The 11,921-nt window shown below is 36.0% G+C and carries 7 protein-coding genes; 5 read left to right on the top strand and 2 right to left on the bottom strand.

What is annotated here, in order from left to right; all coding sequences use genetic code 11:
* Positions 1 to 19 precede the first annotated feature (19 nt).
* Positions 20 to 184 (top strand): YqaE/Pmp3 family membrane protein, encoded by a 165-nt coding sequence (locus I6U50_RS14440; protein WP_193711260.1) that lies wholly within the window; start codon positions 20 to 22, stop codon positions 182 to 184.
* Entirely contained in the window at positions 181 to 879 is a 699-nt protein-coding gene (gene lipB, locus I6U50_RS14445) for a lipoyl(octanoyl) transferase LipB (RefSeq protein WP_198639360.1), read from the top strand. The genes I6U50_RS14440 and lipB overlap by 4 nt, the downstream gene beginning before the upstream one ends.
* Here the strand turns inward: lipB and I6U50_RS14450 are convergent.
* Together I6U50_RS14450 and I6U50_RS14455 are read right to left on the bottom strand one after the other, a co-directional pair.
* The gene (locus I6U50_RS14450) at positions 876 to 3,329 is read right to left on the bottom strand and encodes a hypothetical protein (RefSeq protein WP_198639361.1); all 2,454 of its coding nucleotides are present in this window, start codon (positions 3,327 to 3,329) and stop codon (positions 876 to 878) included. The two genes, lipB and I6U50_RS14450, sit on opposite strands and share 4 nt — an antisense overlap.
* 31 nt (positions 3,330 to 3,360) lie before the next feature.
* Positions 3,361 to 3,957 (bottom strand): ribonuclease HII, encoded by a 597-nt coding sequence (locus I6U50_RS14455; RefSeq protein WP_198639362.1) that lies wholly within the window; start codon positions 3,955 to 3,957, stop codon positions 3,361 to 3,363.
* 340 nt (positions 3,958 to 4,297) lie between these two features.
* Between I6U50_RS14455 and I6U50_RS14460 the strand changes: the two genes are divergently transcribed.
* The 3 genes from I6U50_RS14460 (at position 4,298) to I6U50_RS14470 (ending at position 11,206) form a co-directional block, all read left to right on the top strand.
* Positions 4,298 to 7,549 (top strand): SusC/RagA family TonB-linked outer membrane protein, encoded by a 3,252-nt coding sequence (locus tag I6U50_RS14460; RefSeq protein ID WP_198639363.1) that lies wholly within the window; start codon positions 4,298 to 4,300, stop codon positions 7,547 to 7,549.
* 17 nt (positions 7,550 to 7,566) lie between these two features.
* Positions 7,567 to 9,096 carry a RagB/SusD family nutrient uptake outer membrane protein gene (locus I6U50_RS14465; protein ID WP_193711255.1) on the top strand — a complete coding sequence of 510 codons (1,530 nt, stop codon included), beginning with the start codon at positions 7,567 to 7,569 and terminating at the stop codon, positions 9,094 to 9,096.
* 193 nt (positions 9,097 to 9,289) lie between these two features.
* The gene (locus tag I6U50_RS14470; RefSeq protein WP_198639364.1) at positions 9,290 to 11,206 is read left to right on the top strand and encodes a putative porin; all 1,917 of its coding nucleotides are present in this window, start codon (positions 9,290 to 9,292) and stop codon (positions 11,204 to 11,206) included.
* Positions 11,207 to 11,921: the final 715 nt, after the last annotated feature.

The following is an 11,921-nucleotide window of genomic DNA, read 5'->3' on the forward strand; positions in this document are numbered from 1 at the left end:
TGGTAAGACTTATAGATAAATGAGTGTTTGGCGTGTTATTCTTTCTATTTTGTTTCCACCCCTGGCCGTTTACGATCGTGGGTGTGGCTCTATTTTAATTGTTTTGATACTTACCGTTTTAGGGTGGGTTCCCGGAGTGATAGCCGCACTTATTATTCTTAATAATCCCAAAAAAGACGTATGAATAAGCAGGTAAATTTGCAAAACTTAGGCTATAAAGATTATAAAGAAACCTGGGATTACCAGGAAAAGCTTTTTAAGGAAATTCTAGACCTTAAAATTAAAAATAGGCGGCAAAATTTAAATGAAAAAACGCCCAATTATTTGCTGATGGTAGAGCATCCTCACGTGTATACCCTGGGAAAAAGCGGCGATATAAAGAATTTGCTTATTTCTGAAGCTGAATTAGAGAAAAAACAAGCCAGTTATTATAAAATTAATCGAGGTGGCGATATTACCTACCACGGGCCCGGGCAATTGGTGGGGTATCCAATTCTAGATCTCGATAATTTTTTTACCGATATCCATAAATACCTGCGGTTTCTTGAAGAAACCATAATACGTACGCTGGCCGAGTATGGCTTAAAAGCAGAGCGAAGTAATGGTGAAACCGGAGTTTGGCTGGATGTTGGAACTCCTTTTGCCCGGAAAATATGTGCTATGGGAGTTCGTGCCAGTCGCTGGGTCACAATGCACGGGTTTGCCCTAAACGTAAATGCAGATTTGGGTTATTTTGACCATATTATTCCCTGCGGAATAGAAGGCAAAGCCGTTACATCTTTAAATGTAGAACTCGGAAAAAAGGAAATTTCTTTAGGCGAAGTTCAGGAGAAAGTTTTAAAACATTTTGCTGAACTTTTTGAAGCTCAGTTTAATTAGAATTTATAAAGCAATACCTCTTTTTCACCTCCTTTTACCACAAATTCCGGACCTTGATCTACGTTGGCATTGTTTATATCGATGCCCGTAGTCCCATAAACTGGAAAACCGGGAAGAAGAACTGCATTACTATCAAATACATATACTTTCTGACTTTGTAAATCGGTTAGGCTGATATAGTATTTATTGTTCACCAGGAAAATTTTAGGCTCGGTGTATAACCCGTAATCCAGGCTTATCTCTTTTCCCTTGATTTTTAAAATGTTTTCTGATAGACTAACCAATAGATTTGGCAGTGCGCTAACGCTATGGTTTTCTTTAAAATTGGTTCTTTTTGTGCTTACAACGCCCTTTTGATTTACTTTTACAAGATTTCCTTCGGTATTGGTTGAAACAAAATCGTTTTCAAATTCGTACCATTTATTCTTAGAAAAATCTATGGTTTCCTTTACGTTTACCCTATGCTTTCCCTGACGACTTAAAATATTGAGTTTACCCGATGCTTCAGGGAATACAATATAATCCTTGTATTGAATTCGTAAATGTTTTGGAGCCTGTAAAATTTCAGATTTTGTCTTTCTGAAATCGAAACCTTTAACGCTTTTTCCGTTTTTATCATACATAAAAACTTCATCTTTCTGGGTAATTAAAAAACGATATTTCCTGTTGGTGTCATAGTCGAATAAGGAAAGTGGCTGTGTAATTTCATCCTGAAATTTTAATGGAAATGGTTTTACCGTATTCCCATTTCTGTCTAGCACCTCTATAGAATAAGGAGTGGCGAAAGCAAGCTGAAACTTTCCGTTTTTAAAAAGATCTACCTGCTGTATTTCTCCTAAAATAGGGCCTTTAAGTTTTTTCTTCCAGAAAATGCTTCCTTTGTTAGAAATAAGATAAAGCGTGTTGTTTATATCCTGAACCGCAATATCCATTTGATTGTTTAGATGGTTTTTTACTAAAACCGGCTCTGTAAGCAATTCGGCCTCCATGCTAAGCGAAAGTATTTCTTTAGCTTTATTTGCTAAAGTGTTTTGTGTCTTTTGGCTTTCAAAATTACCATGTATATGCGCAAAACCATCCTCTTCTACCAATTGTAGGATTGCTATTTTATGATCGCCAAAATTTAAATTTTTCATCTCGTCTCTAAGTTCTTTAGAGACAGCCTTTGCTAACCTGCTTTTTAATAAAGTTGTATTTCCGGCTATGAGGATAGAAGATTCTTCTGCTAATTTTTGAATGCTATTTGTATAATGCTCTTCATGTGCCATGGTATTCTTATTTACATAATTGGCTATGAGGTCACGAAGCTCTGATGCAGTCTTGCCAAATACAAGAAATTGGTCTATTGCCGCTACAAAATTAGTATTGTTTGCCTGAAGGAAAGGCGTGAAAAGCTTTTTAAAAATATGGGGTTGGGATACCTTATATATAGGGAAGTCTCGATAATTCTCCTCCAGGTTTGCGTATCCGGCAATCAAGTCGGTTGCGTCAGTGGTTACCAGTGTTTTTAATGCTAAAACCGAATTTTCTTCTCCAAAGATGATTCCTGCTTCCCGGGTATTTAGTAAAAGTTCATCTTCTCTTTTTTCTATACTGTCCTGTTTAAATTCTTTTAAATTCTGAAGAAAAATTTTCGGTTTTTGGTAGCCCAAAACAATGAAACCTCCTGAATTTTTAGGAACAATTGTCGGGAAATCGATAGAAACAGGCTGGGTGTTTGCGAGAATTTTATGGAGGTTCTCTTTATGGTTCGCAATGCTAAGTCCGTTGAATGAAATTCCATTTTTAGATAACTCGATATCTACAGCACTCCAACCGGCATAATTTTTCAAGCTCTCCATTTTTATGTTCGGAAATAAATTTTTCTGAAATTCATTAAGTTGATTATGATTTATAATAAGGGAAGTTGCTTTAGGTGAAATTGCCTTATAGGTTTTGGTAAAACTTTTATTTTGTAGCAGGTTTTCCTTATTTAAAATTTGCCTTAATTGGCTTTCCGAATTTGAAATAATAAATGGGCTGCCTCCGTCAGATATAAAAAACTCACTTCCTTCTAAATTTAGTTTTTGATAGGTTACGCCCTCAGACTTTATGTTTTCTACAGCTTTATTTGAGATAGAATCTAACTTAAAATTGGGCTGCTGTTTACTTATAATGCTATAATTAAAATTTTGCTGTTTTGAAACAGATATAGCAATAATACTTTCCGTTATGCTATCGGCGTATTTAAGAAAACCCAAATCTTTATTGAGTTTAGTAATAGCGCTTATAGAGTTTTCCTCCAAAAAAGAAAGTGAAGTTACTTGCTGTTGAAATAGTTTTAAATTGGGAGTTTGAATAATTACCGCGGCATTTCTAGGAATATAATTAATAGGGTTCTTCTCTGTTTCCCGGGTCTGGCAGGAAATAAAAAATAAAATACTTAAAAATGCGAAGACGGTTTTCTTCATGGAATAGCAGAATTTTTAACAAATATAAAAGTTATAGGCTAAGTTTAAGTTGCTCTGGCAAGAGTTTAAAACTTTTTCTGTGATAAGGCGTGCTGCCGTGTTCTCTTATGGCTTGCCGGTGCTCTTTTGTGGGGTAGCCTTTATTTCTATTCCAGTTATATGCTGGAAATTCCAGGTGTATTTCCTTCATAAATTCATCACGGGCGGTTTTTGCTAAAATTGAAGCTGCAGCAATACTAAAAAACTTAGCATCTCCTTTTATTATGCACTCGTGGGGAATATTACGAAAGGGTTTAAATTTATTACCATCTACAATAATATATTCCGGATCGCAGTCTAGGTTTTCTATGGCACGATGCATAGCTAAAATAGAGGCGTTCAGTATATTTAGTTTGTCAATTTCCTCCATATATACATGCTCAATACTATAAGAAATAGCCTCATTTATAATAATTTCTCTAAGCTTATTGCGGTCTCCTTCTCTGGTTTGTTTAGAATCGTTTAGTAATGTGCTTTTAAAATTTTTTGGAAGTATTACTGCGGCAGCAGTTACAGGGCCTGCCAGGCAGCCTCTACCGGCTTCATCGGTACCTGCAACTGAACAGGGAAGGTCGAACATTTTTAGCATACTGCAAAAATTGGAAGAATCGGGGTTTTAAGCAAAACTATTATTCTCTTTTTAGTCATTTGTGTAAATAATCTGTTTAAAAAAATACAAGGCATGCATAGTAAATTCTTTGTAAAAAGACTTTTTAGGTGATAAAACAGGTGAAATGTAAATTTATTGATGTTTTGAAAAGTTGTGTTTTTTTATTGAATTCTTAAATAAATGGCTGTTTGAGGACTTGGTTTTTTGTATCTTTTAAAGATGTCTAATGAAATTAAAAGATGATTCAATTTAAAAATCATTTGTTTTATTAAGATTTTATTATGATTTTTGGCGTAGGCTAATTCAAATTTAAACAATAATGAAAAACAAATTACATGGAATGCTTACGCTATTATTGGCGTTTGTAGTGCAATTTACGTTTGCACAGGAAAAAGTGATAACCGGTACGGTTATCGATGAAGATGGTTTGCCCTTGCCCGGGGTAAATGTTATTGAAAAGGGTACGACAAATGGGACACAAACCAATTTTGATGGAGAGTATAATCTTTCTGTAGACGTTGGTGCAGTGGTAACATTTAGTTATGTTGGCTTTAGCAATCAAGAGGTTACTATAGGTGAAGCTGATGTTTACGATATTACACTTGGTGCAGATGCAGCTGCATTAGATGAGGTGGTAGTGGTAGGTTATGGTACCGCAACTCGCCAGTCTTTTGCTGGTTCGGCCACCACAATTGATACAGAAAACCTGGAAACGAAAAACTTTGCTAACGTTTCTCAGGCCTTAGCAGGAGAAGTTGCGGGTGTGAATGTAATTAATACTTCAGGACAGCCGGGTACTGCTTCTACTATTAGAATTAGAGGTTTTGGTTCTGTAAACGGAAACCGTGACCCATTATATGTAGTGGATGGTGTTCCTTTTTCTGGGAGTATTAACTCCATTAACCCGGCAGATATCAAGACAACTACCGTGTTAAAAGATGCTACTGCGACTGCAATTTATGGTTCGCGTGGTGCGAACGGGGTTATTTTAATTACTACCAAAACAGGAACTTCTGGTGAAGATTATATTGAGGTAGACGTAAAAACTGGTGTGAACGACCAGGTAATTCCCAGATATAATGTGATTAAGTCTCCAGAAAAGTATATTGGTTTAGTTTGGGAAGGTATTTACAACCGTGGTGTTATTACAGGAGATGCAGAAGGTAACCCCGTGGAATATGCAAATGCCAGGTTGTTTTCTGATAACTATGTTCCGGCAGGATATAACCTGTGGAATGTAAATTCTGCTTCAGAATTGATTAATCCAGATACCCGTATGGTTAGAAATGGGGTTACCAGAAAGTATACTCCAGAACTATATGAAGATGCAACATTTGATGCGGCTATTAGAACCGAAGCTAACGTTCGCTTTGGTGGTGGAAACGAAAAAACTTCTTATTTTGCTTCTGCCGGTTACCTAAATGATAATGGTTATGCTGTTAATACTGGATATGACAGATATACCACTCGTTTAAACCTAAAGTCTCAGGTGAAAGAATGGTTAAATGTAGCAGCCAATATTGGGTATGCTTATTCAGAGCAAATGGAGAATGGTCAAACCGTAGGTTCTGAAAACGTATTTGAATTTGCTGATAAAACAGCTCCTATCTTTGGGGTATTTTTAAGAGATGACCAGGGAGAGAAAGTGCCGGATCCTATTTATGGAGGATTCCAATACGACTATGGTAGTTTCTCAGGTTTTAGAACCAGACCACAATCAGACGGGTTAAACCCGGTAGGTTCTGCTTTGTATGATTATGTACATACAGATAGGCACGAATTGAACGGAAGCTTTGCTTTAGATTTCACACTTACCGATCACCTTACTTTTGAAACAAAATTTGGGGCTCAGTACTCTATGGATAGATACACGAGTGCAGATAACCCATTCTACGGAACTGCACAGGGTGATGGTGGTACCTTATTTAAAGTAGATACTGAAAGATTAACAACTAACTTTTTACAGTTATTGCGTTACGAAAATCAATTTGGAGATCATAGTGTAGATGCTTTAGTAGCACACGAATCTAATGACTTCGAGTTGAATTACAATGATGCTTTTAAAACTAAGGCTGTTGCTGCCGATATTTATGAATTAAACAACTATGTAGTAGCAGCAAGTCCGGCTACAGGGTATAATGAAGGAAGATCTATTGAATCTTACTTTGGTCAGGTTAATTATAACTACTTAGATACGTATTACCTTACAGGTTCTGTGCGTCGCGACGGTTCGTCTCGATTTGTGAATGAAAAGTGGGGTACTTTTGGATCTGTTGGTGCTGCATGGGTAGCTTCTAATGAAGATTTCTTAGCTAATAGCGACCTGATTTCTTTCCTTAAGTTAAAAGCTTCTTACGGTATTACCGGAGATGAGGCTCAAACGGATGCTGATGGTGATCCTATCTACTATCCAGGTTATGATACTTACAGTATAAATAACCTTAACGATGAGATTTCTCTTTCAACTTTAGCCAATGGTAACCCAGATCTTACCTGGGAAACTTCTGAAATGTTTCAGATAGGTACAGAATTTGGTCTGGGGAGATGGTTAGACGGTGCCATAGATTATTATATTAAGAATACAACAGACCAGATTTTCCAACGTAGAGTAGGGCCGTCTCAGGGTATTGCTGTTATAACTGTAAATGACGGGGATTTAAGAAATGCCGGTTTAGAATTTAATTTAACAGGGCATATAGTTCAAACTAAAGATTTTAACTTGGATCTTAGTGTGAATGGAGAACTTTTAGAAAATGAAATCACTAGAATGCCTTTAGATCCATCTACAGGAGAGGAAAGAATTCTGGATCCTTCAAATGCGCCATTTGCCTATTCTGAAGGAAGGTCAATTTTCGAAATTTATACCAGAGAGTATGCCGGTGTAAACCCAGACAATGGAGCTCCTCAATGGTATCAATATTTTAATGATGCCAATTCTAATGGAACTTTTGATGACGGTGAAGATGCGATTCAAAATATGCCGGTTTATTTAAATGATAACCCAGATGCTAATGTAGAAAGACAAATTACTGATACATATGCTAATGCTACTCAAAAATATATCGGTAAGTCTGCTATTCCAGATGTTAGAGGAGGTATGAGATTAAGCGGTAACTGGAAAAACTTTAATTTTGGTGCGCAGCTAGTATATAGTCTTGGAGGGCACGCGATTGATTATCAGTATGCTGAATTAATGAGCGACCGTTTTGGTGCTGTTGGTAATAACTATCATAGCGATATCTTAAATAGATGGCAAAACCCTGGAGATCAAACAAGCGTTCCTGCATTATCAGATAATGCTTATACCAATGTAACCTCCACTTCAGATCGATTTGTAACAAGTACAGATTATATTGCATTAAACAATGTAAGGTTGGGGTATACCATTCCGGAAGAAATGTTTGGAAACATCGGAATTAAGTATGTAAACCTTTATGTTTCTGGTGACAACCTTTATGTGAAAACTGCTAGAGAAGGATTCCTTCCAAATACTGCGGAAGATGCTAATTCGGGACGTCGTTTATACGCTCCACTAACTACAGTTACTGCAGGAGTAAGGGTTAAATTTTAAAAATAAAAGAATACGATATGAAAAATATATTTAAAATAACATTGCTGTCATCTACACTACTTGCATTAGTGGGATGTAGTGAAGACTTTCTTGAAAAGGAGCCTTCGGAATTTTTAACGCAAGAACAGGTTTCGGAGGCTGGTGAAACTAATGCTGATGTGCTTGCCGGAACTTTAACGGGTATTTATTCTTTGCAATTTGAAGATGGATCTGGTGGTACAACAAATCACGACGATTTTGGACAAAAGGGCTACGATATTTTTGGAGATATGCTTTCCGGAGATGTGGCGCTTTCTGTGAGTTCATTTGGTTGGTATAGGTCAGGTATTACCGAGTTTCAGGCACCTTTAGATTTTACAAATCAAAGGAATTACATGCCATGGAGGTATTACTATCGACTTGTTCGTTCAGCAAATTTAGTGATTGCGGCTGTTGGAGGGAATGATGCTATTCCTGAAACCGATGAAAACAAGTATATCCTCGGTCAGGCAAAAGCAATGAGAGCACATTCTTATTTTTACCTGGCTCAATACTACCAAAACTCTTATAATCCAAGTCAAGAGATATTACCAATTTATCTTTTGCCAGAGGATGAAAACGGGCCAAAAGTGGCTGCTTCTGTAATTTATGAGCAAATGGAAAGTGATTTAAACTCAGCCATTTCTTTATTGGATGGTTTCAATAGATCCGCTAAAAATCAGATTAATAAGCAGGTGGCCCAAGGGATTTTAGCTTATGTTTTAGCTGCACAAGGAGACAGATGGCAAGAAGTGAAGGATTTAACTGACGATATTATAGCAAATAGTCCTTTTACAATAATGACGGAAGAAGAAGTTGCTAGGGCAGACAGAACCGATGATGATGTAAATAACCCAACCGGAGGCGGATTTAACGATGTGAATACGCCTGGATGGATGTGGGGTGTAGACCTCACCACAGATTCTGGAGTTGGTCTTCTTTCCTGGTGGGGACAAATGGATTATTTCTCTTATAGTTATGCCGGTTATGGAGACTATAAAGCTATAGATGCTGATTTATTTGCTCAAATTCCTGCTAATGATGTGAGAAAAAATCAATTTTTGAATAACCCAGAGTCTTCAAACCACCTACAACCTTGGGGTAAGTTTTTCGATCCTCAAAGAGTGCCAAGAGGGCCCTCTCAGGTTATTACTTTAGATTTGGTATATATGAGAATTGCCGAGATGTATTTATTAAATGCTGAAGCAGCTGCGAACCTTGATATGGATGCTGAAGCGAGAATGGCTTTATCGACACTTCTAGCTGAAAGATTGGATGATACTAGCTATCTTGACGGTCTTTCTGGACAAGATCTTCTGGATGAAATTTATCTTCAAACTCGAATTGAGCTTTGGGGTGAAGGAAAATCTTATTTAGCTATGAAGAGAAACAAAGCGACTGTCGTAAGAGGGGCAAACCATCTATCTTTTGTTGGCGATCCAATTCCTTACAATGCTGAAGAACTTACTTTCGAAATTCCGGAAGAAGAAATTCTTTATAACCCGGCCATTAATACTCAAAATGAATAATAGTCTGGAAAATTAATAATTATAAAAAAGCCTCCGATTTAACGGGGGCTTTTTTTATTATTATAATGAATTTTTTAAAGGAAATTAAGATGTTAAATCCAGGTTAGCTTTAAGCTAACCTGGATTTATTTTAAATCGCACTTTGTAAGTACATGTTTTTGAAATAATATAACTTTGTTGCAAATTGTATTTAATGAAGGTTATATTATTCGTTTTTCTCTTAATTCCTTTTATAGGAATTTCACAAACTAAACTTTCTGCCGGTCCCGGGGGGCAAAATGCGGAACAAGCAGGCAAGAAAGAAGACACTATTAAACCTCCAATCTCAGATTATAAAATAATTTCTTTAGCAAACGATACTACTTTTATAGACACTACGCTTACTATAGAAAAAGATTATAAATTCAATTATCGCCGAAAAGATAATTTCGAATTACTTCCCTTTGCCAATACAGGACGACCATATAATAAACTTGGGATGGATTTTGAAGCCAAAAAATTATATCCTGAATTTGGTGCGCAAGCCAGGCATTATAACTTTTTCGATATTGAAGATATTAAGTATTATCATGTACCTACACCCTTCACCGAGGCCTATTTTAAAACAGTACCGGAGCAGGGGCAACAATTAGATGTTTTGTTTACCATGAATACTTCTGAAAGGTTAAACTTTTCAGTAGGGTATAAGGGAGTACGTGCTTTGGGCAGATATCAGAACATTCTTACCAGTACCGGTATTTTTAGATTCGGGCTTAACTATAGAACTTTAGATAGAAAATATCATTTAAGAACACATTTTGTTTCGCATAACTTATTGAATCAGGAGAATGGTGGACTTTCAGATTTAGCACTTCAACAATATATAGATAAGGAAGAGGAGTTTGAAGATCGCTCTCTTTTACAGATGAATTTTGAGGATGCGGAAAGCACCTTATATGGCAAGCGTTTTTATCTGAACCATTATTATAATCTTGCTAAATCAGATTCCTTATCCTCAAATACATTAAAAGTGGGGCATATCTTTAACCACGATTATAAGAAGTTTGATTTCTCTCAAACCAATGCAGCAAATATGATTTTTGGTCCTTCTTTTCAGCAAACAAATTTAAGGGATCGTGTTCGGTTAACCGAGTTTTATAATGAGGGCTATGTACAGTGGTCTAATAAAACTTTAGGGGAGGTAAAGGCGAAAGCTGCTATTAAAACTTTTGAATACGGATATAAAACTTTTTATATTCGGGAAAATGACACCATTAATAATAAACTTACCGGAGTAAATTATGCTGTGGGTGGTGAATATAAGAAGAAAATAGGTGGATTTGACGTACAGGCAGATGCTATGCTTAATTTAGCCGGCGATTTTACAGGAAGCTATTTTGAAGCACAGGCCGGTTACAGCCTTGATGAAGAAAATAGGCTGCAATTTGGGTTTAATCAAAACAGTCATATGCCAAACTATAATTTTCTGCTTTACCAAAGTAATTATGTGAATTATAATTGGCAAAACGATTTTGATAATATAAATACTCAGAGTCTATATGGTGAGTTAAGTTCTGAAAAATTGCTCGATGTAAGTGCCCGGTTAACGCAAATTCAGAATTATACCTATTTTTCCGAAGGGGAAGATTCTTTAGTGAAGCCTTTTCAGTCCAAAGACCAGGTTAGGTATTTTAAAATAAAAGCTAGTAAAGATTTTGACTTTGGTCTGTTTGCAATAGATAATACCTTGATGTATCAAAATGTATTAGATGGTGCTTCTGTATTAAACCTGCCTGAATTTGTGACTCGTAACAGCATATATTATAAAGACGAGTGGTTTGACAAGGCACTATATTTACAAACCGGATTTACATTTAAATATTTTACAAAATATAATATGAATGCCTACGATCCTGTGCTAGCTGAATTTTATGTGCAGAACTCATCCGAATTTGGTAATTATCCGGTTGTCGATTTCTTTTTTAATGGAAAGGTAGATCAAACTCGTATCTTTTTTAAGCTGCAACATTTAAATTCTTTAATCGATAAGAATAATAATTTTGTAGCGCCACGCTATCCTTATATGGATTTCCAGGTGCGTTTTGGCGTTGTTTGGAACTTTTTTCTCTAGTTTTTCTGTTGAAGTTATTTTATTCGTCTGTTATTTTAACCTATTGAATGTTAAATTTCTTTGTAAAGCCTCTAGATTATGGTGAATTTGGGATGTGATTTGTGTATTTTGTATGAAATCCTGAAAAGTAATTAAATTTGAAGAATATTGTTGCGCATCTAAAAAACAGCAGTATATTTGCACCCGCTTTGCGCCACAAGAGGTTTGGGGTTCTAAGTTAAGAAGTTCATTACATACTGGGATTACGATGTTTTTAGGGCTAAGAAAGCTCAAAAAAATAAAAGTAAAAAAAACTTTATTTTTTGCTTGTCAGATTCAAAAGAGGTTGTATATTTGCAGCCGCAAAAACAGCGAAGGATTTTAATAAAAATTGTTGTTGTTTTTAAGTTCTTTTAATCGGGTAAAGCTTTCAAAAAAAACTTAAAATTTTTCTAAAAAATATTTGGTTGATAAAGAAAAAGCATTGTATATTTGCAGCCGCTTACAGCGGAAACAAGTTCCTAAAAATATTGAAAAAGAAACTGCCGGACGGGGCGTTATATAAGAAAGGTTCGATTCCTTTGGTTTTTGTAAGACAATTTCAGTGATGGTGCTGGAGGGTTGGTTTTTAAACTGCCAACTATCTACTAAATACTGTTTACTGAGAAGAAGTTCATTGATTTATTGAATTGACAGCGCGTACGTTTTTCGCAAGAAAAACGATACAAATAATTTT

This window comes from Salegentibacter maritimus (assembly GCF_016236975.1).
GTDB classification, from domain to species: domain Bacteria; phylum Bacteroidota; class Bacteroidia; order Flavobacteriales; family Flavobacteriaceae; genus Salegentibacter; species Salegentibacter maritimus.

Excerpts from the sequence above, each read along its gene's own strand:
- I6U50_RS14470 (WP_198639364.1), top strand. The coding sequence starts at position 9,290 with ATGAAGGTTATATTATTCGTTTTTCTCTTAATTCCTTTTATAGGAATT.
- lipB (WP_198639360.1), top strand. The coding sequence starts at position 181 with ATGAATAAGCAGGTAAATTTGCAAAACTTAGGCTATAAAGATTATAAA.
- I6U50_RS14455 (WP_198639362.1), bottom strand. The coding sequence starts at position 3,957 with ATGCTAAAAATGTTCGACCTTCCCTGTTCAGTTGCAGGTACCGATGAA.
- I6U50_RS14465 (WP_193711255.1), top strand. The coding sequence starts at position 7,567 with ATGAAAAATATATTTAAAATAACATTGCTGTCATCTACACTACTTGCA.
- I6U50_RS14440 (WP_193711260.1), top strand. The coding sequence starts at position 20 with ATGAGTGTTTGGCGTGTTATTCTTTCTATTTTGTTTCCACCCCTGGCC.
- I6U50_RS14460 (WP_198639363.1), top strand. The coding sequence starts at position 4,298 with ATGAAAAACAAATTACATGGAATGCTTACGCTATTATTGGCGTTTGTA.
- I6U50_RS14450 (WP_198639361.1), bottom strand. The coding sequence starts at position 3,329 with ATGAAGAAAACCGTCTTCGCATTTTTAAGTATTTTATTTTTTATTTCC.